Origin of the sequence: Klebsiella sp. GG_Kp146 (assembly GCF_040061975.1) — a bacterium.
GTDB lineage: Bacteria > Pseudomonadota > Gammaproteobacteria > Enterobacterales > Enterobacteriaceae > Klebsiella > Klebsiella quasipneumoniae.
Genome location: NZ_JBEAHA010000043.1, coordinates 78,069 through 102,507, shown reverse-complemented (window position 1 = coordinate 102,507; position 24,439 = coordinate 78,069). Strand labels below are relative to the sequence as shown.

The 24,439-nt window shown below is 58.2% G+C and carries 20 protein-coding genes and 1 riboswitch; of the genes, 8 read left to right on the top strand and 12 right to left on the bottom strand.

Annotated elements, in window-relative coordinates; translation table 11 throughout:
* Nucleotides 1-302: 302 nt before the first annotated feature.
* Both murI and btuB read right to left on the bottom strand, forming a co-directional pair.
* Complete coding sequence (murI, locus tag ABLU95_RS24965; RefSeq protein ID WP_044520945.1) at nucleotides 303-1,154, bottom strand: glutamate racemase; 852 nt, start codon at nucleotides 1,152-1,154, stop codon at nucleotides 303-305.
* Nucleotides 1,099-2,937, bottom strand: a complete 1,839-nt coding sequence (gene btuB, locus ABLU95_RS24960; RefSeq protein ID WP_032454489.1) for a TonB-dependent vitamin B12 receptor BtuB — start codon at nucleotides 2,935-2,937, stop codon at nucleotides 1,099-1,101. Before btuB ends, murI begins: the two co-directional genes overlap by 56 nt.
* Nucleotides 2,938-3,001: 64 nt before the next feature.
* A riboswitch (cobalamin riboswitch) is annotated at nucleotides 3,002-3,189 on the bottom strand.
* A 114-nt stretch (nucleotides 3,190-3,303) separates the two neighbouring features.
* On the opposite strand from btuB, the gene trmA reads away from it, so the two are divergent.
* Nucleotides 3,304-4,404 (top strand): tRNA (uridine(54)-C5)-methyltransferase TrmA, encoded by a 1,101-nt coding sequence (trmA, locus tag ABLU95_RS24955; RefSeq protein WP_348880461.1) that lies wholly within the window; start codon nucleotides 3,304-3,306, stop codon nucleotides 4,402-4,404.
* Between the two features lie 50 nt (nucleotides 4,405-4,454).
* On the opposite strand, the gene ABLU95_RS24950 is transcribed toward trmA, so the two are convergent.
* Together ABLU95_RS24950 and fabR are read right to left on the bottom strand one after the other, a co-directional pair.
* Complete coding sequence (locus ABLU95_RS24950) at nucleotides 4,455-4,814, bottom strand: YijD family membrane protein (RefSeq protein ID WP_004203691.1); 360 nt, start codon at nucleotides 4,812-4,814, stop codon at nucleotides 4,455-4,457.
* Between the two features lie 15 nt (nucleotides 4,815-4,829).
* Entirely contained in the window at nucleotides 4,830-5,465 is a 636-nt protein-coding gene (gene fabR / locus ABLU95_RS24945; RefSeq protein ID WP_004151856.1) for an HTH-type transcriptional repressor FabR, read from the bottom strand.
* Nucleotides 5,466-5,661: 196 nt separating this feature from the next.
* Here fabR and sthA point away from each other — a divergent pair, with 196 nt between their 5' ends.
* A complete protein-coding gene (gene sthA, locus ABLU95_RS24940) occupies nucleotides 5,662-7,062 on the top strand; it encodes a Si-specific NAD(P)(+) transhydrogenase (protein ID WP_002883016.1) in 1,401 nt (466 codons plus the stop codon).
* Here sthA and oxyR read toward each other — a convergent pair.
* The 4 genes from oxyR to argC form a co-directional block, all read right to left on the bottom strand.
* Nucleotides 7,045-7,962, bottom strand: coding sequence for a DNA-binding transcriptional regulator OxyR (gene oxyR, locus ABLU95_RS24935; RefSeq protein ID WP_002883015.1), 918 nt, complete (start codon nucleotides 7,960-7,962; stop codon nucleotides 7,045-7,047). The two genes, sthA and oxyR, sit on opposite strands and share 18 nt — an antisense overlap.
* A 259-nt stretch (nucleotides 7,963-8,221) precedes the next feature.
* Nucleotides 8,222-9,595 carry an argininosuccinate lyase gene (gene argH / locus ABLU95_RS24930; protein ID WP_044520936.1) on the bottom strand — a complete coding sequence of 458 codons (1,374 nt, stop codon included), beginning with the start codon at nucleotides 9,593-9,595 and terminating at the stop codon, nucleotides 8,222-8,224.
* 100 nt (nucleotides 9,596-9,695) lie between these two features.
* Nucleotides 9,696-10,472: an acetylglutamate kinase gene (gene argB, locus ABLU95_RS24925; RefSeq protein ID WP_348880460.1), complete on the bottom strand. Its 777-nt coding sequence runs from the start codon at nucleotides 10,470-10,472 to the stop codon at nucleotides 9,696-9,698.
* 6 nt (nucleotides 10,473-10,478) lie between these two features.
* Nucleotides 10,479-11,483 carry an N-acetyl-gamma-glutamyl-phosphate reductase gene (argC, locus tag ABLU95_RS24920; RefSeq protein ID WP_025710967.1) on the bottom strand — a complete coding sequence of 335 codons (1,005 nt, stop codon included), beginning with the start codon at nucleotides 11,481-11,483 and terminating at the stop codon, nucleotides 10,479-10,481.
* A 113-nt stretch (nucleotides 11,484-11,596) separates the two neighbouring features.
* On the opposite strand from argC, the gene argE reads away from it, so the two are divergent.
* Together argE and ppc are read left to right on the top strand one after the other, a co-directional pair.
* Nucleotides 11,597-12,748 (top strand): acetylornithine deacetylase, encoded by a 1,152-nt coding sequence (argE, locus tag ABLU95_RS24915; RefSeq protein ID WP_023291537.1) that lies wholly within the window; start codon nucleotides 11,597-11,599, stop codon nucleotides 12,746-12,748.
* A 258-nt stretch (nucleotides 12,749-13,006) separates the two neighbouring features.
* Complete coding sequence (gene ppc, locus ABLU95_RS24910; protein ID WP_023291536.1) at nucleotides 13,007-15,658, top strand: phosphoenolpyruvate carboxylase; 2,652 nt, start codon at nucleotides 13,007-13,009, stop codon at nucleotides 15,656-15,658.
* A gap of 47 nt (nucleotides 15,659-15,705) precedes the next feature.
* On the opposite strand, the gene zinT is transcribed toward ppc, so the two are convergent.
* A complete protein-coding gene (gene zinT, locus ABLU95_RS24905) occupies nucleotides 15,706-16,356 on the bottom strand; it encodes a metal-binding protein ZinT (RefSeq protein ID WP_023291535.1) in 651 nt (216 codons plus the stop codon).
* Between the two features lie 69 nt (nucleotides 16,357-16,425).
* Between zinT and ABLU95_RS24900 the strand changes: the two genes are divergently transcribed.
* The 3 genes from ABLU95_RS24900 (at nucleotide 16,426) to ABLU95_RS24890 (ending at nucleotide 19,393) form a co-directional block, all read left to right on the top strand.
* Entirely contained in the window at nucleotides 16,426-17,367 is a 942-nt protein-coding gene (locus tag ABLU95_RS24900; RefSeq protein ID WP_241515741.1) for an AraC family transcriptional regulator, read from the top strand.
* A 205-nt stretch (nucleotides 17,368-17,572) separates the two neighbouring features.
* Nucleotides 17,573-18,235 carry a fructose-6-phosphate aldolase gene (fsa, locus tag ABLU95_RS24895; protein ID WP_348880459.1) on the top strand — a complete coding sequence of 221 codons (663 nt, stop codon included), beginning with the start codon at nucleotides 17,573-17,575 and terminating at the stop codon, nucleotides 18,233-18,235.
* A 54-nt stretch (nucleotides 18,236-18,289) separates the two neighbouring features.
* Nucleotides 18,290-19,393, top strand: coding sequence for a glycerol dehydrogenase (locus ABLU95_RS24890; protein ID WP_032454483.1), 1,104 nt, complete (start codon nucleotides 18,290-18,292; stop codon nucleotides 19,391-19,393).
* A gap of 87 nt (nucleotides 19,394-19,480) precedes the next feature.
* Here ABLU95_RS24890 and metF read toward each other — a convergent pair whose 3' ends face one another.
* On the bottom strand, nucleotides 19,481-20,368 hold the full coding sequence (gene metF, locus ABLU95_RS24885; RefSeq protein WP_023291532.1) for a methylenetetrahydrofolate reductase: 888 nt from the start codon (nucleotides 20,366-20,368) through the stop codon (nucleotides 19,481-19,483).
* 194 nt (nucleotides 20,369-20,562) lie between these two features.
* Nucleotides 20,563-21,504, bottom strand: a complete 942-nt coding sequence (locus tag ABLU95_RS24880; protein ID WP_087849051.1) for a LysR family transcriptional regulator — start codon at nucleotides 21,502-21,504, stop codon at nucleotides 20,563-20,565.
* Nucleotides 21,505-21,595: 91 nt separating this feature from the next.
* Between ABLU95_RS24880 and ABLU95_RS24875 the strand changes: the two genes are divergently transcribed.
* Entirely contained in the window at nucleotides 21,596-21,967 is a 372-nt protein-coding gene (locus ABLU95_RS24875; RefSeq protein ID WP_023291530.1) for a carboxymuconolactone decarboxylase family protein, read from the top strand.
* A gap of 38 nt (nucleotides 21,968-22,005) precedes the next feature.
* Here ABLU95_RS24875 and ABLU95_RS24870 read toward each other — a convergent pair whose 3' ends face one another.
* Complete coding sequence (locus tag ABLU95_RS24870) at nucleotides 22,006-24,438, bottom strand: bifunctional aspartate kinase/homoserine dehydrogenase II (RefSeq protein WP_241515732.1); 2,433 nt, start codon at nucleotides 24,436-24,438, stop codon at nucleotides 22,006-22,008.
* Between the last annotated feature and the right edge of the window lies 1 nt (nucleotide 24,439).

Below are 24,439 nucleotides of genomic sequence, written 5' to 3'. Positions count from 1 at the left end.
ATGTCACTTTGAGTGCCCACACAGATTGTCTGATAAATTGTTAAAGAGCAGTTGCAACGCGGCTTTCAGCTCACCGTTGCGAGGTCCCGTATAATACGTTTTCCTCATTCAGAGTCAAGCCCTTATTTTGCTTTTCTCTGTCGGTTTTCAGCGCTGAACTTCATCGCCGAAACCCTGCTGACCCGGCGGCTTGCTTGCCGTTGTTCCGTGTCAGTGGAGGCGCATTATAGGGAGTTCTGAGGCGTTGACAAGCCCTGTTTTCAAAAAATTATTCAACCGTCTCTTTTTTGTGCAAAACGCCGTTAAAGCGGTAATTTTTCCAGCGTCGAGAAGCCATAGCGATGCAAAACGGGTAAAAGTTGTTCCGTTTCTGCCGTCAACGCCATGCAGAATGCTTTATTCTCGTCGCTGGACTTCGCGTCCGGCGCTTCATGCTCTAACAGCCAGGCGGTGCGACGGGCAATCGCCGCGCCGGAATCGATCAGCCGCGTGCCCTCGGGCAGGACGCGCTGCAGCTCCTCCTGTAAAAGAGGAAAGTGGGTGCAGCCCAGCACCACCGTATCCGGCGGCTCCTGCATCCGCAGCCACGGGCGCAGGATACGGCGCAGTTCTTCTAACGGCACAGGCTCGCCGTGCAGCTTCGCTTCCGCCAGCTCCACCAGCTCCGCCGACCCCAGCATTTCAATCCGACATTCATTGGCAAAGCGGTCGATCAGCTCACGGGTATAAGGACGCTTTACGGTGCCGCGCGTCGCCAGCAGGCCGACAATGCCGTTCGCCGTTAAGCGGGCGGCGGGCTTGATCGCCGGCACCACGCCGACAACGGGGAAGGCGAACTTTTCACGCAGAGCAGGCAGGGAGACGGTACTGGCGGTATTGCAGGCGATCACCGCCAGCGCCAGGGGATAACGCTGCTGGACAGCGGTGACGATTTCCACAACGCGCTCAACGATAAACGCCTCGCTCTTCTCGCCATAGGGGAAGGCAACGTTATCGAAAGCATAGATGTAATGCAGATTCGGCAGCAGCTGCCGAATCTCATTATAAACCGACAACCCACCGACGCCGGAATCAAACACCAGCACGGTGGGACGTGGATCAGAAGGTGTAGCTGCCAGACAAGGTGTATTCCCGTCCTGCAGATTGGTAGCCATAAACTGTCTCGTAATCTTTATCGAACAGGTTGGCTATTTTACCACGAACTGTCAGGTGTGAGGTGACGGGATACGATAAACCGACATCCCAGAGGCTCAACCCACCCATATTGACGGTACGCGAGTTGTCGTAATCATAATCGTAGCGCTTGCCGATGTAGTGATACGTCACATCCCACCCCAGATCGTAGACCTGGCCGTTCAGCTCGTATTTCACCTGCTGCTTCGCCCGGCGATAGAGGATCTTGTTAGTTTCATCATCGCGAGGGTCAACATACTGCAGCGTCAGATGGTGCTCCACCGGCCCTGTGGTGACATTCCCCGTCCACTCCAGCCCCTTGATTGTCGCAGACTTGACGTTGTAATAGGCGTTGTTGTCGTAATCAATGAGGTTTTGAATCTCATAGCGATACGCGGAGAGACGCCAGTCGACCGGCCCCGTCAACCCTTCGAGGCCCGCTTCCCACTGCTTCGACTCCTCTGGCTTCAGGTTCGGGTTAGAGGCGATGCCAAAACGTTCTGCGCCGTACTGCTGTCCGAGGGAGGGGGCGAGGAATCCTGTACCGTACGAGAGCGTTGTCCGATAACCCTCGATAAATTCCCAGCCTGCCGCCGTCTGCCAGGTACCGTGCCAGCCAAACTGCTCGTCATGATCCTCACGGCCGGAAGCTTCCAGCGTCACGCTGTCAATCTGCTGCTGGCCCGTCAGATAAAGACCGGTGGTATCGCGCTTATACACGTCGGTACTGGTCGTTCCGCTGGATTTCAGCTTCTCCTGTTTCCAGTCTACGCCACCGCTCACTGCGCCATGGCCCACCACAACATTATTTCCCCATTGGATATAGCGTTGTTCCATATCATCCAGGGTGGTGCCCGCGGCATAGCGGCCAGCGTCGCTGCTGTAGTTGTAATCTTTAATACGCTGATAGTTCGCAATCAGCTGGGAGGAGTAAATTCCGGAATGGTAGTGCAGACCGGTGTCCCAGGATTGGGTATAGGACTGATCTTCATCGTTTCCACCTGCGTAGCCCCAGTTACCCTGGTCATAGTCAGCATTGGCGGAATAACCATAGCCGCGGAAGAACCCCGAGAAGTTGTCATCGAACTGATGCTGTACCCCGCCCCATAGCATTTTATTGCGGTAGCCGTCGCGATCGCTGTCGCCGCTATAAGAGGAGTTCGGCTGGACGTTAAACCCTTTGGTGGTCTGATAGGCGCCGGCAGCGGTAACCAGCGTATCGCCAAACCGCTTGTTAAAGGCGCCATCGTAGGACTGATAGCCGTTCGTTCCCGCGCCGGCGTTGATCTGCGAACGCTCAGCATCGGTCATGGTGATGATGTTCACCACCCCGCCGATCGCCCCGGAGCCGTACACCGCGGAGCGCGGGCCGCGAATGTATTCCACCCGCTGGACCAGAGAGATAGGGATCTGACTGATATCCACGCCGTTGGAGATCCCCGGACGCGCCATCGGCACGCCGTCGATCAGCACCAGCACGTGGCGAGCCTCCGTCCCCCGAACATACAGCGAAGCGCTCTGCCCCATGCCGCCGTTGCGGGCAATATCGACCCCGGGAAGACGACGCATGACATCGTTTAAATCTTTGGACTGCCAGCGGTCGATGTCATCGCGCGTCACTATATCGGTCGGCGCCAGCACGGTATTGACCGGCTGTTGAAAACGGTTTGCTGTCACCACCAACGTGTCTGAATTGCTGTCCTGCGCCCAGCCGGAAAATGCCGTGACGGATAAGGCCGTCATCAGCGAAGCTTTTTTAATCATTGTAAAAGCATCCGAAACAGAAAAAGGATGCCGCAGGTTTTATCAGTTGCTCGCGACGATAAAACCCAGTGCGACGTATTCCGGCAGGTCTTCGGGCTTGGAGGCTGTTTCAAGAAATAATGACTTCCCACGGCTAACCGCAGTGTCTGCACCGAGTGCGCTCATTTCTCACCTTCCTTACCGCTGCGCGTCAGCCCCAGATTTCCACTGGGTTCCCTTTTAACTCACAGGACCGGTAGGCGAATGCTACAATCAGAAACATATAGATGTCCAGACTGCTAATTATATTTCCCGCGGCATTCGAGGCTGGACATCCCCGGCGCTTTCCCTACAATCCCCGCGTACTTATTTTATTCAGGATACATCATGACCCCCGAACACCTTCCTACCGAACAATACGAAGCGCAGCTGGCAGAAAAAGTCGTCCGTTTGCAAACCATGATGGCGCCTTTCGCCGCGCCGGTTCCGGAAGTGTTTCGTTCGCCGGTCAGCCACTACCGTATGCGCGCCGAGTTCCGTCTGTGGCACGATGGCGACGACCTGTACCATATTATTTTCGATCAGCAGACCCGGTCGCGGATTCGCGTTGACAGCTTCCCGGCCGCCAGCGCGCTCATCAATCAGCTGATGACCGCCATGCTGGAGGGCGTGCGCAACAATCCCGTGCTGCGCCATAAGCTGTTCCAGATTGACTATCTGACCACCCTCAGCAACCAGGCGGTCGTCTCGCTGCTGTATCATAAAAAGCTCGATGATGCCTGGCGTGAGCAAGCGGAGGCGCTGCGTGATGCCCTGCGATCCCAGGGGCTCAATGTGCATCTGATTGGTCGGGCGACCAAAACTAAAATCGAGCTCGATCAGGATTATATAGATGAACGCCTGCCGGTTGGCGGTCGGGAGATGATCTACCGTCAGGTGGAAAACAGCTTTACCCAACCGAACGCGGCCATGAACATTCAGATGCTGGAGTGGGCGCTGGATGTCACCAAAGGGGCGACCGGCGACCTGCTGGAATTGTACTGCGGCAACGGTAACTTCTCGCTGGCGCTGGCGCGTAATTTCGATCGCGTACTGGCCACCGAAATCGCCAAACCGTCGGTGGCGGCGGCGCAGTACAACATCGCCGCCAACCATATCGACAACGTGCAGATTATCCGCATGGCGGCTGAAGAGTTTACTCAGGCGATGAACGGCGTGCGTGAGTTCAACCGGCTGCAGGGTATCGATCTGCAAAGCTATCAGTGCGAGACTATTTTCGTCGATCCGCCGCGTAGCGGGCTGGACAGTGAAACGGAGAAAATGGTGCAGGCCTATCCGCGCATAATGTACATTTCGTGCAACCCGGAAACGCTGTGCCGTAATCTGGAAACGCTAAGCCAGACGCACAACGTTACCCGGCTGGCGCTGTTCGACCAGTTCCCGTATACCCATCACATGGAGTGCGGCGTTCTGCTGACCCGGAAATAGGCCAAAAAAAACCGGCAACGTCATATTGCCGGTTTTTTATCACTGGCGGCTTATTCAGCGGCGGTATTTTTGCGGTTACGCATCTTGTAGCCGATCCAGAAGACCATCGCGACGGACAGAACGGCCGGGAAGAAGTTAGAGCCGATATCCGGGTACTCCGCACGCACGACGGTGCTGTACAACAGCACCCCGAGAATAAAAAAGGCGGCGGCCAGGCCCGGTAGCCCGACGGGCATACTGCGGTTCTGATAGCGCTGATGCAGACAGTAGACCGTCAGCAGCAGGGATAAGATGGGGAAGACGGAAAACGGAACTATCGAACTGAACAGCGCCGCAAAGGCGCCATTAATAGATAACCCGGCAATCAGCGCCAGCAGCAGCGTACCTTTATCTTGAACTGAGTGTTTCATTGCTCGTCCTTCACGTTATTCGGAATGATGTGACATTTTTTCTTGTTCACGGCGATACCAGTAATACGCGCCTTTAGAGATCATTCTAAGCTGCAGTACCAACCGTTCTTCCAGCTGTCGGCGCTGTTCAGGGCCGACATCCAGCGCTTCCGCGCCAGCGCTAAAAACGATGGTGACCATAGCTTCAGCCTGCGCTTCGGTAAAGGCGCGCGGCATATGGTTTTCGAGTTCTAAATAGTCGGCGAGTTCCGCAATAAAATGCTGGATTTCGCGTGCGACGGCGGCGCGAAACGCCGCAGACGTTCCCGAGCGCTCGCGCAGCAGCAGGCGGAAAGCGTTCGGGTTGTTACCGATAAACTCCATAAAGGTCGAGACCGAGGTGCGGATCACGCTGCCGCCTTTGGCAATCCGCTGGCGCGCCTGGCGCATCAGCTGGCGCAGCATCAGTCCGCTCTCATCGACCATCGTCAGGCCTAACTCATCGACATCGCGAAAATGACGATAAAAGGACGTCGGCGCGATCCCTGCTTCCCGCGCCACTTCACGCAAGCTCAGGCTGGCGAAACTCCGCTCAGCGCTAAGTTGGCTGAATGCCGCTTCCACCAGCGAACGGCGGGTTTTTTCTTTTTGTTGTGCTCTTACGCCCATCACGATGTATGAATCCTTCCAATAGCCCTGCTGGCACTATACCAGAGATTAAAACTAATCGGTTTGCCCTGGATTGTGAATGATTGTTTACGAGCCGTTTCTGCTTTTATGCCGCAAAAAAGCACAACGATAATTGGGTTAAAGCGCAGCGAATGTTATCATCGTGTTTATTTTATGTATAAAACAGGTGAGTAATGCCATGTCACACTCTTGGGATTATGATGCAATAGTGATTGGTTCCGGTCCTGGCGGCGAAGGCGCCGCCATGGGACTGGTGAAACAGGGAGCACGCGTTGCCGTCATCGAGCGCTACCATAATGTCGGCGGCGGTTGCACCCACTGGGGCACCATCCCGTCGAAAGCCCTCCGCCATGCCGTCAGCCGTATTATCGAGTTTAACCAAAACCCCCTCTACAGCGACCACTCCCGCCTTCTTCGCTCTTCTTTCGCCGACATCCTTAACCATGCCGACAGCGTCATCAACCAGCAGACTCATATGCGCCAGGGATTCTATGAGCGCAACCACTGTGAAATTCTGCAGGGCAATGCCCACTTCGTTGATGAGCATACTCTGGCGCTGGAGTGCCATGACGGCACGGTCGAGACGGTGACCGCGGAGAAATTCGTTATCGCCTGCGGATCTCGCCCCTATCATCCGGCGGATGTCGATTTCCACCACCCGCGCATCTATGACAGCGATTCGATTCTCAGCCTGCAGCATGAGCCGCGCCATGTGATCATTTACGGCGCCGGGGTAATCGGTTGTGAATATGCGTCGATCTTCCGCGGCATGGAGGTGAAGGTCGATCTGATCAACACCCGCGATCGTCTGCTGGCCTTCCTCGATCAGGAGATGTCAGATTCGCTCTCCTATCACTTCTGGAACAGCGGCGTGGTCATTCGCCACAACGAGGAGTACGAAAAGATTGAAGGCGTTGATGACGGCGTCATCATGCATCTGAAATCCGGGAAAAAGCTCAAAGCGGACTGCCTGCTGTACGCCAACGGCCGCACCGGCAATACCGACACTCTGGCGCTGGAAAACATCGGTCTGCAGACCGACAGTCGCGGCCAGCTGAAGGTCAACAGCATGTACCAGACCGCCCTTCCGCACATCTATGCGGTTGGGGATGTCATCGGCTATCCGAGCCTCGCCTCCGCGGCGTACGATCAAGGACGCATTGCCGCCCAGGCGCTGGTGAAAGGCGAAGCCTCAGCGCATCTGATTGAAGATATCCCGACCGGGATCTACACCATTCCGGAAATCAGCTCCGTCGGGAAAACCGAGCAGCAGCTGACGGCGATGAAAGTGCCGTATGAGGTGGGTCGCGCTCAGTTTAAACACCTGGCGCGGGCGCAAATCGTTGGCATGAGCGTGGGAACCCTGAAGATCCTGTTCCACCGGGAGACCAAGGAGATCCTCGGCATTCACTGCTTTGGCGAACGCGCAGCCGAAATCATTCACATCGGCCAGGCGATCATGGAGCAGAAAGGTGGTGGTAACACCATTGAGTACTTCGTCAACACCACCTTTAACTACCCGACCATGGCGGAAGCGTACCGGGTTGCCGCGCTGAACGGCTTAAACCGCCTGTTTTAACGCCTTGTCGAAATGGCCATCCATCGTGCCGCGGATGGCCTCAGCCAGATGTTCATAGCGGCTGCGCAGCGGTGAGCCCGGACGGTAAACCAGACCGATGGTGCGTCTTGGCTCTGGCTTAATGCACGGCAGGTAGACCACGCCATCGCGTTTTCTTTCCTGCGGCACTGCCAGCGCAGGCAGCAGGGTAATACCGCTGCCTGCCGCCACCATATTGCGCAGCGTTTCCAGGCTGGTCGCGCGGAAGTGGGTATCCTCATCCGCCCCCGCTTCAAAGCAGAAGCCCATCGCCTGATCGCGCAGGCAGTGGCCATCCTCCAGCATCAGCAGCTTTTCACCGGCCAGATCCGACATCGGCACCCGGTCGCGGTTTGCCCACGGATGATCTTCATAGATAGCCAGCATCATCGGCTCATCGAACAGCGGCACCTCGATAAAGGCCTCGCTCTCTTTGACCAGCGCCAGGATGGCGCAGTCGAGCTTACCGCTGTCGAGCTGAGCCAGCAGCTGATGGGTCTGCGCTTCGTGCAGATACATTTCCAGCTTCGGGAAGGTCTGATGCAGCATCGGAATGATGTGCGGTAGCAGGTACGGGCCAATTGTCGGGATCAAGCCGATATGCAGCGGCCCGGACATGGTTTCCCCTTGTTGGCTTGCCATCTCCTTGAGCACTTTTACTTCGCGTAACACGGTACGCGCCTGATCCACCAGCAACAGCCCCGCCTGGGTAAACAGAACCTTACGGCTGGTGCGCTCCAGCAGCATGACGCCAAGCTCATCCTCCAGCTTGCGGATCTGTCCGCTGAGCGTCGGTTGGCTCACATGGCATGAGTCAGCCGCCCGCCGGAAGTGGCGGTGTTCGGCGAGCGCTACCAGGTATTCAAGATCGCGAATATTCATTATTCATCCTCCATCGCCACGATAGTCCATGGCGATAGATAGCATAGCAACGAACGATTATCCCTATCAAGTTTTCTGTTCAATAATACGCCCATAAAGACGGTGAACCTGTGAAAACCACTGACCCGTCACACTGTTTCTCTACCCGAACAACTAAAGCCAACGTGAACTTTTGCGGACCTTGCGTCCGCTTTTTTTTTGCATAAAAAACCCGGCGTCGCTGGGCTCGGCCGGGTCAGGGAAGGCAGATATCTGTGGATTAACTCAGACGGGCCTTCGCCTCGTCGATAGCCTGCGCCACCTGCTGCGGCGAGACGCCGCCTTTTGCCGCGCGTTTATCAAGGCAGGACTGCAGCGACAGAATCGGATAAACATCGTCCGCAATCACCGGGCTGAATTTCTGCAGGTCGGCCAGGGCCAGCGCTTCCAGCGGTTTCCCTTGCGCAATGGCTTCCACCACCGCTTCACCGACAATATGGTGCGCCTCGCGGAACGGTACGCCTTTCGCCACCAGATAATCCGCCAGCTCAGTGGCGTTGGCATAGCCCTGCTGCGCCGCTTCCGCACAGCGCGGACGTTTCACCTGGATACCATCCAGCACCAGGGTCGCCATATGCAGGCAGTCGAGCCAAGTATCCAGAGCGTCGAAAAGTCCCTCTTTATCTTCCTGCATATCTTTGTTGTAGGCCAGCGGCAGCCCTTTCAGGGTCATCATCATGCCGGTCAGCGCGCCCTGCACGCGGCCGCATTTGCCACGGATAAGCTCCAGGGCGTCCGGGTTTTTCTTCTGCGGCATCAGCGAGGAGCCTGAGGTTACGCGGTCGGAAAGCTCGACGAAATTCGCTTCGCCGGAGTTAAAGAAAATCAGATCTTCCGCAAAGCGCGACAGATGGACCATGCCGATAGAGGCATCGGAAAGTAGCTCCAGAACATGGTCGCGGTCAGACACGCTGTCGAGGCTGTTGCGGGTGGCGGAGGCAAAGCCCAGCCAGCCGGCCAGCTGCTCGCGGTCGATTTCATACGCCGTCCCCGCCAGCGCGCCGCAGCCCAGCGGGCTAACGTCGAGGCGCTTCAGCGCGTCCTGCAGGCGGCTTTCATCGCGCGCCAGCATTTCGACATAGGCCAGACACCAGTGCGCGAACGTCACCGGTTGGGCGCGCTGCAGGTGGGTGTACCCCGGCATCACCGCGTCCTGGTTCTGCTGGGCCGTCTCCACCAGCGCGCTCTGCAGCTGGCGGTTCGCCGACAGCAGTTCGACAACGGTATCTTTGCACCACAGTTTAAGATCGGTAGCGACCTGGTCGTTACGGCTGCGGCCGGTATGCAGTTTCTTGCCCAACTGACCCACTTTGTCGATCAGTTTGCCTTCCACCCAGCTGTGAATATCTTCAGCATCGCTGGCGAGGATTTGCTGCGGATTGGCGCGCACCTCTTCCAGTAGCACGTTCAGCGCTTCTTCCAGCTGCTGTTGTTCATCGGCACTCAGTACGCCGACCGTTACCAGCGCTTTCGACCAGGCGACAGAGCCAACGATATCCTGCTCCGCCAGACGATAGTCGAAGCGCAACGAGTCGTTGAACTGTTTGAACCGTTGATCTGCTGCCTGTGTAAAACGCCCGCCCCAAAGTGCCATAACATGCTTCCTTTATTCGTTAGTTCCGCCGGTGGCGTTGTGCCTCCCCGGCCTACGGTCTTGTAAGCCCGGCAGACAACGCGCCGCCGGGCATGAAATCTTAAGCCAGAATACGTGTACCGATAGGCGTGCCGTTAAACAACGCCGGCAGCTGCTCGGCGTGACGCCAGGAGGCGATATCCACCGGACGGCCCAGAGCACGCGCCGCGTCGAGGGCCGCATTCACTTTGACAATCATGCCGTCAGTGATAATCCCCTGCTCGATCAGCTGCTCCGCTTTCTCGGCGGTCATCTCGGCAATACGCTGCCCTTTACCGTCGAGGATACCGCTGACGTCAGACAGCAGGATCAGATCCGCCCCCAGGGTAGCCGCCAGCGCCGTCGCCGCCTGGTCAGCATTGACGTTCATCAGCTGGCCCTCGTCGGTCACGCCGATAGAGCTCACCACCGGCAGGTAACCGCCCGCCTGCAGGGTGTTGATCAGCGTCGGAGAGCCCGGCTGCGCCAGCCCGACATGGCCCAGCTCAGCATCCAGCTGTGTCACCTTCACGCTATCGCCATCGCCGAGGAACAGGCCGACAGAGGCCAGACCGTGCTTTTTCGCCCACGCCAGCAGCGTCTTGTTGGCGGTTCCCGCCAGCGCGCCGGTGATGATGTCGATTTGCTCAGCCGGCGTCACCCGCAGACCATTTTTCTTCTGCACCGGCAGGTTGAGCTGCTTCATCAGCTCATCCACCACGCAGCCGCCGCCATGGACGATAATCAGCGGACGCTGGTGCGCTTCACGGTAATTGACCAGCGCGGTAAACAGACGCTCCAGCGCTTCTTCGCTATCGAGTAATACGCCGCCGAGTTTGATAATTAATGGGTTCATCATCACACCTTAAATAAGAGACTGCGTCTCAGCGAAGCCGAAACGAATATTCGCGCACTGCACCGCCTGCGCTGCGGCGCCTTTCAGCAGGTTATCTTCTGCCGCGACGACGATGAGATGGTCGTCCTGCACGGCAAAACCGATATCACAGAATGGCAGACCTTCGACGCTTTTCAATGCGGGCACGCCTTTATCATATAAACGTACCAGCGGTTTATCGGCGTAAGCCTGCTGGTAAACCGCCGCGATCTGCGCATGGCCAACGCCCGGCTTCAGGCGGCAGGTAATGGTTTCCAGAATGCCGCGCTTAAAATTACCCAGATGCGGGGTAAAAATCACCTTCGCTCCGAGGTGGCTGGCAATCTCCGGCTGATGACGATGGTTAAAGATGCCGTATGGCTGCAGGCTGACTTCACAGAAGCTGTTGCCGATCGCGGCTTTGCGTCCCGCGCCGCTCACCCCGCTGGTGGCGTTGATCACTGGCCACTGGTTGAGATCCAGCAGACTGGCATCAATCAGCGGCTTCAGCGACAGCTGCGCCGCCGTCGGGTAGCAGCCAGGCACCGCGATTAACTGCGCTTCTTTAAGCGCATCCGCGCTCCACTCCGCCAGACCATACACCGCCTGTTTGAGCAGGTCGGGATGCTGATGAGTGAAACCATAATATTTTTCGTAGAACGCCCCATCGTTAACGCGGAAGGCACCGGAGAGATCGAACACCACGCAGCCGGCGGCAAGGAACTGCGGCGCCAGATCGTGACTCACTTCGTGCGCGGTGGCGAGAAACACCACGTCCACGCCAGCGCTGAATTCGCTGATATCGGACATCGGCTGCAGCGGCATATCGACAATGCCTTTGAGCTGCGGATGCAGGTCGGAAATTAATTTTCCCGCATCATTGCTTTGCGCGGAGACCGTCAAAGCGGTTATGTTCATATGCGGATGACGATTGATATAGGTCACCAGCTCTGCGCCGGCATAACCACTGGCACCCACAATCAGCGTATTTAACATTGGAAGCGCATCTCCTTACATTCGATGGGTTTTCTTACGCTCAACGATATTGTATTTTTATTCACAATAAATGCATGAATATTGATACTATCACGACCCAAGGTGTGTCAACAATGAAAAACAATTTACCGCCCTTTATCGAGATTTACCGCGCGTTGATCGCCACACCGTCCATCAGCGCGACCGAAGAGGCTCTCGATCAGAGCAATGAGTCTTTAATCAATTTGCTGGCCGGCTGGTTCCGCGATCTCGGCTTTAATGTCGAGGTACAGCCGGTGCCGGATACGCGCCATAAATTCAACCTGCTGGCCAGCACCGGACACGGCGCCGGCGGCCTGCTTCTCGCCGGGCATACCGATACCGTGCCGTTCGATGACGGCCGCTGGACGCGCGATCCGTTCACCCTTACCGAACACGATAACAAGCTCTACGGCCTCGGCACGGCCGATATGAAAGGCTTCTTCGCCTTTATTCTCGACGCCCTGCGCGATGTCGACGTCACCACGCTGAAAAAACCGCTGTATATTCTGGCCACCGCCGACGAAGAGACCAGCATGGCCGGCGCGCGCTATTTTGCCGAAACCACCCGGCTGCGCCCCGACTGCGCCATCATCGGCGAGCCCACCTCCCTGCAGCCGATCCGCGCCCATAAAGGACATATGTCCAACGCGATCCGTATTCAGGGCCAGTCCGGCCACTCCAGCGATCCGGCGCGCGGGGTCAACGCGATCGAGCTGATGCACGACGCCATCGGTCGGATTATGCAGCTGCGCGATTTGCTAAAAGAGCGCTACCACTTCGAGGCGTTCACGGTCCCTTACCCGACCCTCAACCTCGGCGCCATCCATGGCGGCGATGCCTCAAACCGTATCTGCGCCTGCTGTGAACTGCATATGGACATCCGCCCGTTGCCGGGGATGACCCTCAACGACCTCAATGGTCTGCTGGACGAGGCGCTGGCCCCGGTCAGCGAACGCTGGCCGGGCCGCCTGACGGTCTCGGAGCTGCATCCGCCGATCCCCGGCTACGAGTGCCCGCCGGACCATAAGCTGGTGCAGGTGGTTGAGAAACTGCTTGGCGCCCAGACCGACGTGGTGAACTACTGTACCGAAGCGCCGTTTATCCAGACGCTGTGCCCAACGCTGGTTCTCGGCCCGGGCTCGATCAATCAGGCCCATCAGCCTGACGAGTTTCTGGAGACGCGCTTTATCAAGCCGACGCGGGAGCTGATTAGCCAGGTGGTTCACCACTTCTGCTGGCACTAAAATCGCCCTCTTTTTCCGCCCCGCTCTCCCGGGGCGGAACGGTGACGATCGTCACATTTCCATAAGCGATGCTTATCCAGCGCCCCCTGAGTTAAATTTCGCAAATTACGGGTATTTACTCGTTTGCTGAAGCGATTTCGCAGTAATTGACGTGGGGGTATTTACGTGGCTTTATAAAAGACGGGTTGCTTATCCGTTGCTCACGTTCCAGCGCAGCGGATATAACAAAATAAAATGAGATGGGGTGTCTGGGGTAACATGAACGAACAATATTCCGCATTGCGTAGTAATGTCAGTATGCTCGGCAAGGTGCTGGGCGATACCATCAAGGATGCATTGGGAGAAAATATTCTTGATCGTGTCGAAACTATCCGTAAGTTGTCCAAATCTTCACGCGCCGGCAACGAAGCTAACCGCCAGGAGCTGCTGACCACGCTGCAGAATTTGTCTAACGACGAACTGCTGCCGGTGGCCCGTGCCTTCAGCCAGTTCCTGAATCTGGCCAACACCGCTGAGCAGTACCACAGCATTTCGCCGAATGGCGAAGCGGCCAGCAATCCGGAAGTCATTGCGCGCACCCTGAGAAAGCTCAAAGACCAACCCAATCTCAACGAAGACACCATCAAAAAAGCGGTGGAATCTCTGTCCCTGGAGCTGGTGTTAACCGCCCACCCGACCGAGATCACCCGCCGGACGCTGATCCATAAAATGGTGGAAGTGAACAACTGCCTCAAGCAGCTGGATAACAAAGATATCGCGGACTACGAGCACCACCAGCTGATGCGCCGCCTGCGCCAGCTGATCGCCCAGTCCTGGCATACCGATGAAATTCGTAAGCACCGCCCTTCCCCGGTCGATGAAGCCAAATGGGGCTTCGCGGTGGTGGAAAACAGCCTGTGGGAAGGGGTGCCTAACTACCTGCGCGAGCTGAACGAACAGCTGGAAGCCAACCTCGGCTATCAGCTGCCGGTGGACTTTGTCCCGGTGCGTTTCACTTCGTGGATGGGCGGCGACCGCGACGGCAACCCGAACGTGACTGCCGATATCACCCGCCACGTGCTGCTGCTCAGCCGCTGGAAAGCGACCGATCTGTTCCTCAAAGATGTGCAGGTGCTGATCTCCGAGCTGTCGATGGTGGAGTGTACTGACGAATTGCGCGCCCTGGCCGGCGCCGAGGGCGCTCAGGAACCGTACCGTTACCTGATGAAAAAACTGCGTACTCAGCTGATGGAAACCCAGGCCTGGCTGGAAGCGCGTCTGAAAGGTCAGAAGCTGCCGAAACCGGCGGGACTGATCACTCAGAACGAGCAGCTGTGGGAGCCGCTATACGCCTGTTATAAATCGCTGCAGGCCTGCGGCATGGGCATTATCGCCAACGGCGAGCTGCTCGACACCCTGCGCCGCGTGAAGTCTTTCGGCGTACCGCTGGTGCGTATTGATATCCGTCAGGAAAGCACCCGCCACACCGAAGCGCTGGGCGAAATGACCCGTTACCTCGGGATCGGCGATTACGAAAGCTGGTCAGAAGCCGACAAACAGGCTTTCCTGATCCGCGAACTGAATTCCAAACGTCCGCTGCTGCCGCGCCAGTGGGAGCCAAGCGAAGAGACCCGCGAAGTTCTCGACACCTGTAGAGTGATCGCCGAGGCGCCGCGCGGATCGATCGCCGCCTACGTGATCTCGATGGCCAAAACGCCGTCCGACGTGCTGGCGGTTCATCTGCTGCTGAAGGAGGCCGGGATTGGCTTTGCCCTGCCGGTGGCCCCGCTGTTCGAAACGCTGGATGACCTGAACAACGCCAACGACGTCATGACCCAGCTGCTGAATATCGACTGGTACCGCGGCTTTATCCAGGGCAAACAGATGGTCATGATCGGCTACTCTGATTCCGCGAAAGACGCAGGCGTGATGGCCGCCTCCTGGGCGCAGTACCAGGCGCAGGACGCGTTGATCAAAACCTGTGAGAAAGCCGGGATCGAACTGACGCTGTTCCACGGTCGCGGCGGCTCCATTGGCCGCGGCGGCGCGCCGGCCCACGCCGCGCTCCTCTCACAGCCGCCGGGAAGCCTGAAGGGCGGCCTGCGCGTTACCGAGCAGGGTGAGATGATCCGCTTTAAGTACGGCCTGCCGGAAGTCACCATCAGCAGCCTGTCGCTCTATACCAGCGCGATCCTCGAAGCCAACCTGCTGCCGCCGCCGGAACCAAAACCGCAGTGGCGCGACATCATGGCCGAGCTGTCCGACGTGTCGTGCAAGATGTATCGCGGCTACGTGCGTGAAAACAAAGATTTCGTGCCTTATTTCCGCTCCGCCACTCCGGAGCAGGAGCTGGGCAAACTGCCGCTGGGTTCGCGTCCGGCAAAACGTCGTCCGACCGGCGGCGTCGAGTCGCTACGCGCCATTCCGTGGATCTTCGCCTGGACCCAGAACCGCCTGATGCTTCCAGCCTGGCTGGGCGCTGGCGCTGCGCTGCAGAAAGTGGTTGAAGGCGGAAAACAGAGTGAACTGGAAGCGATGTGTCGCGACTGGCCGTTCTTCTCCACCCGTCTCGGCATGCTGGAGATGGTTTACTCGAAGGCCGACCTGTGGCTGGCGGAGTACTACGATCAGCGCCTGGTGAAACCAGAGCTGTGGGCGTTGGGTACCGAGCTGCGCAAGCTGCTGGCTGCCGATATCAACGTCGTGCTGGCCATCGCCAACGACTCTCATCTGATGGCTGACCTGCCGTGGATCGCCGAGTCTATCCAGCTGCGTAATATCTATACCGACCCGCTGAACGTCCTGCAGGCGGAACTGCTGCACCGTTCGCGCCAGGCTGAAGAAGAGGGCAAAGACCCGGATCCGCGCGTTGAACAAGCGCTGATGGTCACCATCGCCGGCGTCGCCGCCGGTATGCGTAACACCGGCTAATCGCTGTCTTTCCCCCGGCCGCCCGGCCGGGGGATTTTTCACCCGTTCTAGTGGTGCAGCATCTCATCAACGATCTGCTCTTTATGCAGCGCATACGGATAATAGGTCGGCCAGTTATCCATCTCTTTCAGCAACGCTTCCTGTGATTCATTGCCCATGAAAATATGGAAATGCTGCGATTTACGCGGGCCAATGATGTGGTCGCTGAACTGGACATATTTTGGCGCGCTGGCATCGCCCTGCTGGCACTCGAACAGATAACGTACGCCCTTCTTACCGGAGGCGTAATGCAGGATTTTGTAGCCAGAATAGCGGTATTTGCAGCTGTTGACGGTCTCGCCAATGTGGAACTCAATCACGTCATCTTCAATGCCAATCTGTTCCACATCGGTGGCGTAGCCCTTCTTATAATAGGCGCGATACTCCTCCACGCTCTTGCCGCCGGGCTTTTTCGCCTTCTGCTCCAGCACCGGATCGAGATCGCCGTTGAGCAGATACGGGTTCACCGACTGCCAGACGCCCTCCCAGTCGCTCAGCGCGCGGTCCTGCACATCTTTATCCGCAAAAATGCCTTCGCTGGCCTGACGCTCCACTTCGGTTAGCGCCGGCCCATGGCTATGGTTGCCGTGGGCGAACGCCTGGGCGCTGGCTAGCGCCATGCCGAGTCCCAAGGCCAGCAGGGGGATCTTTCTGGTCATTACTCTCTCCTGAGTTTGCTATCAATGATGACAAATTGTTACGATATAACATCTCTTAAATGAGAAGCAATAGCGACAGGCTGGCGCTTTTACCGCTGGAATAATGTCCGGTATGATGAAAAGGGTGATGCGCGGGGCGGAACAATGATGGACAACGATATCAATCAACTTATTGATGCATTGCTAAAAAAGCAGACCAGCCTCGGACGGGTTTATTTCGCCGGCGAGACGCGCTCGCCTGCTGAACCGGTGGTGCAGGTTGATTTTCCCCGTCTGAATATCCTCCTCGATGGGCAGCTGCGCGACCAGGCGCTCGGCGATAACGCCCCGCTCCTGGAGGCCCATGACGTGCTCTATATTCCTGGCGATAGCTGGAACTGCCCACAGTGGCAGGCGCCCTGCCTGCTGTTAAGCATCCTGTTCGCTAAGCAGCAGCTGGAGTGCTCGCTGCAGCGTTGGAATGGCAAGACGATCGCCGTTGTTGAAAAGCTACAGGCGCTGCGTCGCGGGCCGCGCGTCGGTTCCTTCCTGCTGCAGGCCCTCAACGAGATCCGGATGCAGCCGCAGGAGCAGCAAACCGCCCGCAGCATCGTCATCAGCCTGCTCAGCCACTGCCATGATCTTCTCGGCAGCCAGGCGCAAACCTCCTCGCGCAGCCAGGCGTTGTTCGAGGCAATCCGTCAGTACATCGAGGTCCATTACGCGGAGCCGCTGAGCCGGGAATCGGTCGCCCAGGCGTTCTATCTCTCTCCCAACTATCTTTCCCATCTGTTCCAGAAATGTGGGCCAATGGGCTTCAATGAATATCTAAACCACATTCGTCTCGAACAGGCCCGTATGCTGCTGAAGGGCCACGATATGAAAGTGAAAGACATCGCCCACGCCTGCGGCTTCGCCGACAGCAACTACTTCTGCCGCCTGTTCCGCAAAACCACGGAACGCTCGCCGTCTGAATACCGCCGCCAGTACCATAGCCAGCTGATGGAAAAATCGTCGGCGGCAAAGAACTAGATTTTTGTGTGTTAAACCTGACTTTTGTGCGCGCTATAGTTTCCTGCCATCCCAGCCAGCATCGATAAATGTGATCTAAATCATCCTTAATCACGATGCGTACATTTATCCAGTTTTTGGCAAATTTGTCATCTGGCGATCCTTCGAACGAAAGCCGTATGCTTACCTCAACGACAGCACCGAATTAAGCATTGAGGAAAACGCTATGGAACTCTATCTGGATACCGCCAACGTCGCCGAAGTGGAACGCCTGGCCCGCATCTACCCGCTGGCCGGGGTGACCACCAACCCGAGCATTATCGCCGCCGGTAAAACCCCGGTGTGGGATGTACTGCCGCGCCTGCAAAAAGCCGTTGGCCCGGAAGGAATTCTGTTCGCGCAGACCATGAGCCGCGATGCGCAGGGCATGGTGGCAGAAGCCAAACGCCTGAGCAACGCCGTGCCGGGCATCGTGGTCAAAATCCCGGTCACCGCCGAAGGCCTCGCCGCTATCCAGCTGCTGAAGAATGAAGGCATCCCGACCCTTGGCACCGCCGTCTACAGCGCTTCACAGGGTCTGCTGGCCGCGCTGGCTGGCGCAAAGTACGTCGCGCCTTACGTTAACCGCGTCGACGCTCAGGGCGGAGACGGCATCCGCATGGTGCAGGAACTGCAATCCCTGCTGGAAATGCATGCGCCCGAAAGCAAAGTGCTGGCGGCAAGCTTCAAAACGCCCCGTCAGGCGCTGGATTGCCTGCTGGCTGGCTGCGAAGCAATCACCCTTCCACTAGATGTAGCGCAACAAATGCTCGGCACCCCTGCGGTAGAGTCAGCCATAGAGAAGTTTGAACAGGACTGGAATAACGCCTTTGGCACGCTGAACCTGTAACCGGACCCGCGCGCCGCCTGCGGGCGGCATCACGGTCATCGAGGAGGAATCGAAATGGATCGCATTATTCAATCACCAGGCAAATACATCCAGGGCGCAGGCGCCATCAAGCGCCTTGGCGACTACCTGAAACCGCTGGCCGAACGCTGGCTGGTCGTTGGCGATAAATTCGTGCTGGGATTCGCGGAAGAGATGCTACGCAAAAGCCTGGCTGACGCCGGCCTGGCGGCGGAAATCGCGCCGTTTGGCGGTGAATGTTCGCATAATGAAATCAATCGCCTGCGCGATATCGCCGGCAGTGCGAAATGCACCGCCGTGCTGGGGATCGGCGGTGGTAAAACCCTGGATACCGCGAAAGCGCTGGCCCATTTTATGAAGGTGCCGGTGGCGATCGCCCCCACCATCGCCTCCACCGATGCGCCGTGCAGCGCACTGTCGGTGATTTACACCGACGAAGGCGAGTTCGACAGCTATCTGATGCTGCCGCACAACCCTAACATGGTCATTGTCGATACGCAGATCGTTGCTGGCGCGCCGGCTCGCCTGCTGGCCGCCGGGATTGGCGATGCGCTGGCCACCTGGTTCGAAGCCCGCGCCTGCTCACGCAGCGGCGCCACCACCATGGCGGGCGGGAAATGCACCCAGGCGGCGCTGGCGCTGGCCGAGCTGTGCTACAACACCTTACTCGAAGAGGGTGAAAAAGCGATGCTGGCCGCCGAACAGCACGTGGTCACTCCGGCGCTGGAGCGGGTGGTGGAAGCCAACACCTATCTGAGCGGCGTCGGTTTTGAAAGCGGTGGCCTGGCGGCAGCCCACGCGATTCATAACGGCATGACGGCCATCCCTGACGCTCACCACTATTATCACGGTGAAAAAGTGGCGTTCGGCACCCTGACGCAGTTGGTGCTGGAAAACGCGCCGGTGGAAGAGATCGAGACTGTCGCCGCGCTATGTCACAGCGTTGGGCTGCCGATCACGCTGGCGCAGCTGGATATCAAAGGCGACATCCCGACCAAAATGCGCCTGGTGGCGGAAGCCGCCTGCGCTGAAGGAGAAACCATCCACAATATGCCGGGCGGCGTCGACGCCGACCAGGTCTACGCCGCGCTGCTGGTCGCCGACCAATATGGCCAGCGCTTCCTGCAGGAATGGGAATAATCCAGAGCAAAACAAAACACCCGGCGTCAGCCGGGTGTTTTTTTATGTTTATCAGCCGGACGCGCTGACGGCGGAAACGGCAAACACTCAGGCCGGACGCACGCCCAGCGTATGACAGATGGCGTAGCTCATTTCGGCGCGGTTAAGGGTGTAGAAGTGGAAATCTTTTACCCCTTCCCGACTTAAGATCTTCACCATGTCCATGGCGATATTCGCCCCCACCAGCTGACGGGTTTCGGCGTCATTATCCAGCCCTTCGAACATTTTCGACATCCACACCGGGATACGAACGTTGGTCATATCCGCAAACTTTTTCGCCTGTTTAAAGTTGGAAACCGGCAGGATACCCGGAATAATTTCCACGTCGATGCCCGCCGAGACGCAGCGATCGCGAAAACGCAGGTAGCTTTCCACATCGAAGAAGAACTGGGTGATCGCGCGGTTGGCGCCTGCCTCGACTTTGCGTTTCAGGTTGAGCAAATCCGCCTGCGCGCTTTTCGCTTCCGGATGCACTTCCGGATATGCGGCGACGGAGATATCAAAATCTCCCACCTCTTTCAGCAGAGTGACCAGATCGGCGGCGTACATCTCCGGTTTACCGCTGCCCGGCGGCAGGTCGCCGCGCAGAGCGACGATATGGCGGATGCCGTTGTTCCAGTAATCCTGGGCGATAGTGCGCAGCTCATCGCGAGTAGCATCGATACAGGTCAGGTGCGGCGCCGCTTCCAGACCGGTTCGCTCTTTAATACCTTTGATGATGCTGTGGGTGCGATCGCGCTCGCCGGAGTTCGCGCCATAGGTCACCGAGACAAACTTCGGTTTCAGACTGCTCAGGCGATCGATGGATTTCCACAGGGTCTGCTCCATTTCACTGGTGCGCGGCGGAAAGAATTCAAAGGACACATTAATCTGGCCCTGGACTTCCGCCAGGCTCTGATTCAGGGCTTCCCGCTGATTGGCGTGAAAAAAGCTCATACCTTACCTCATCAATCGCATGTAATGGCTGTTGTGTTGCGAACTTCTATACGTTTAGACGTCCAGATGTAAAAATGACGGAAAAGCGCCCGGGCGTCAATAGAAAAATCTGCGTAAAGAGTGAGGAAAAGGCTGCCAACATGAAAAAACTTCATCTACCGGCGCTTTGCCAGCCTAAAGAGCCCGCTCTGCGGTCAACATGGGGTAGAACGATATTCAGCATGAGACGAGCGAGTCGTCAGGTGATCATCCAGCAGTGAGAGCCATTGCTGCACGGCTCCTGCCTGGTGAGGCGCATAGATCACCCCAAGGCTTAACGGCATGCTGTCGCCTTCAGCGACAGGACAGAACACTACCCCCTGACGCTGGATCGCGGAAAAGGACGCCGGCAGGAGGATCATGCCTTCCCCACGCGCGATTCGCGCCAGCAGCACATCATGTTCGGCAGGCTCTTCCACATAAGCGGGGGTATAGCCAGCCCGGTCGAAAATGCGCCGCGTGTAGTCAAAGAAATCGGGGTTACGCTCGCGTTTAAACCAGAACAGCGGCCGATGATTGAGCGCGCTTAGCGTTAACGCTGGTATGACGGCTTCCGGCCAGGAGGCTGGCACTGCCGCGATGAGCGGCTCCTGATACGGCAATGGATGCAGGTGCAGCCCTTCAGTATTGAGCGGCAGCGCGACCAGCGCTGCATCGAGTTTGCCTTTGCGCACCTGCTGCGCCAGCGCCGGTGAGGCGTGGCGGGTGATATGCAACCCGCGGGTATGTTCGCTCAGCGCAGATTCAACAGCAGCGAAAATGCCTTGTTCGAAGGCGGTGGTCACGCCCAGACGCAGAGACGGCGGCGAGTGAACGGAGAGCTCACTCAATGCCGCCAGCGTGCGTTCCTGGAGCGCCAGCATGGGCCGAATGATCGCCAGCACCTCTCTGCCCGCGTCGGTAAGGATCAGGCCTTTGCTATGGCGCTGAAACAGCGTCACCCCCAGCTGCGCTTCCAGATAGCGCATATGGCGACTCAGCGGCGGCTGCGAGATAAATAACCGCTGCGCCGCCCGGCTGATGTTATTTTCCTCAGCTACCACGGCAAAGGCACGCAGCAGGCGGATATCGAGAGAATGTAATCGCGAAGTTGTCATACTGAAAAGGTATCACGAAAAGGGTATTACTCAAGTCCGGTAAACTTCCCTACCCTTCCTCTCAACGCATCATCACAGAGAGGAAAAAACGATGTCCAGCGAACGTTATACCACCGGTCAGGAAATGCTTCAGCGCGTGGACGGTAGCGGCGGGGAGGCCGTCGTCAACAGCCTGCGGGATATCGCCCCCGACTTCGCCCGCTATCTGATTGAGTTCCCCTTCGGCGATATTTACGCCCGGCCAGGGCTTGATTTGCGTAGCCGGGAAATCGCCACCATCGCCGCGCTCACCGCGCTGGGTAACGCCGAGCCGCAGCTGAAAGTGCATATTGCCGCGGGATTAAATGTCGGTCTGACGCAAGAGGAAATTACGGAAGTGATCATGCAGATGGCGGTCTACGCCGGATTCCCGGCGGCGCTAAACGGCCTGTTTGCCGCTAAAGCAGTTTTTGCGGCGCACTAACAAAAAAGACCAGGCCGCGCCTGGTCTTTTTCCCGGGACTACAGCAGCTGCGCCAGACGGTTAATATCCGACTGGATCGCCCCGGCGGTCACATCGCGCCCGGCGCCGGGCCCGCGGATCACCAGCGGATTATCGCGATACCAGCGGCTTTCGATAGCGAACACGTTATCGCACGGCAGCAGCGCCGCCAGCGGGTGCTCTTCGCGTACCGCCTCCACGCCGACGCGTGCTTTGCCGTTGGCATCAAAACGCGCCACGTAGCGGAGCACCAGCCCCATCTCGCGGGCCGCCTCCAGGCGCTGCAGCATCTGCTCGTTCAGCTCTTCGCCATTCTCAAAGAAGTGATCGACCGAACCCTCTTCACAGTGCGCCGGGACCAGTGATTCCACGCGCACCTGATCCGGCTCGATGTCGTAACCCGCTTCCCGCGCGAGGATCACCAGCTTGCGCATCACATCTTTACCGGACAGATCGACGCGCGGATCCGGCTCGGTCAGACCCTGCTGCCACGCCTGATCCACCAGGTCGGTGAACGGCACGGTGCCATCGAACTGCAGGAACAGCCAGGAGAGCGTTCCCGAGAAGATACCGCTCAGGCCGAGGATGGTATCGCCGCTGTCGATCAGGTCGCGCACCGTATGGTTCACCGGCAAGCCGGCGCCCACGGTGGCGTTATACAGCCAGTGGCGCCCCGTCTTCTCAAACGCGTCGTGGATCTGGCGATACTTATCGCTGCTGCTGGCCCCCGCCAGCTTGTTGGCGCTGATCACGTGGAAGCCATGGCTGGCGAAATCAAGATACTGGTCTGCCAGCTGCTCGCTGGCGGTGACGTCCAGCACCACTAAATCATCATACGGGTGCGCGCGCATCCACAGGAACAGCGACTCTTCGTCCTGCTCCACCGCTTCATCGTTGAAGAAAGCCAGCGCCCGGCTGGCGTCCAGCCCGTCGTAGTTCAGCAGACTGCGTTTACTGTCGACCACACCGGCGAGAATAAACTCAAAGCCGGTGCGCGCCGAGAGCGTGGTTTGTTCACGGGCGAACAGCTCCAGCCAGCGGGAACCGATGTTCCCTTTGCCGAACAGCATCAGGCCGATACGCTTTTCGGCACGAAACAAGGACTGGTGCAGCCCCTGGATCAGGCTTTCCGTCGGCCCGGCGCGCAGGACGGCCACCAGGCTGATCCCCTCTTCCGACTGCCAGGTGAACTCCACCGGCTGCCCTTTCAGCTGCTGCCAGAAACGGTGGCAGTGCAGTGGGTTGCGGGTGACGCCCGCGCCCACCATCGCCACCAGCGCCAGCTTCTGACGCAGTCGCAGCTCGCCCGGCAGACCTGCCTCATCGAGCAGCTTCAGCGCGCTGTCGGCCACCTCGGAGGTATAGCAGAACTGCAGCAGTTTGCGGTCGGCATGGACGCCAACGGCTAACGGGCGCAGCTGGGCGCGTTTGAGCAGGGCGTCCAGCTCTTTATGCGCCAGTTTGAAATCGTGACCGGCCGGCACCTGGAACTCCACCAGGCAGACATCGTCATGGCTGGTGACAATCCGGGCGCCAGTACCGGAGGCCAGCACGCGCTCAATGCGCGTGGAACCCTGTTCCGGCGTATAGCTGCAGCGTAACTGCAGATCGATATCGCTGGCGGAAACCGGCTGTAGCGTGCGGGCATGGAGCACCGGCGCGGCCAGACGCGCCAGCTCGCTGGCTTCGTCCAGACGCAGCAGCGGCAGCAGACAGGCGTCTTTCACCTTGCGCGGATCCGCGCTGTACACCCCGGCGACGTCGCTCCAGATAGTGACGCGGGAAGCGCCCGCCAGCGCGCCGATCTGGGTGGCAGAGTAGTCAGACCCGTTACGGCCCAGCAGGACGGTTTCACCGGCCTGGTTGCGGGAGATAAAGCCGGTCACCACCAGACGCTTGTTAGGATGCTGCGCCATCAGCTGCTGCAGCAGTGGATAGGATAATCCTTCATCCACCTGCGGCTGCGCGGCGCGTTCCGCGCGCAGGAACGCGCGCGCGTCCAGCCAGGCGGCTTCCATTCCCAGCTGGTTGAGAACCGCCGCCATCAGGCGCGCGGACCACACTTCCCCATGGCCGACCACTTCCGCATAGACCGCTTCGGAAACCCCGCCGTCCAGCAGACCAGCCAGACGCTCAAGGTCGTGGATAAAGGCGGCGATCAACGTATCCGCCGCCGCAGGCTCCACCAGACCGCTAATCAGCTCGGTGTGATAGCGGCGAAGCGACTGCTGAACCTGATGCGCAGCAAGGCGATCGCTCTGGCTAAGCTTAAGCCAGCTGATCAGCTGGTTGGTGGTGCTGCCAGCGGCGGAGACGACCATCATGTCCCCCGCCTGCGAATACTCCTTCATGATCCCCGCGACGCGCAGGTAACATTTCGCATCCGCTAAACTACTCCCACCAAATTTGTGCAGCTGACGACCCTTCGCCCCTGCCTGCGCAATCACACTCATC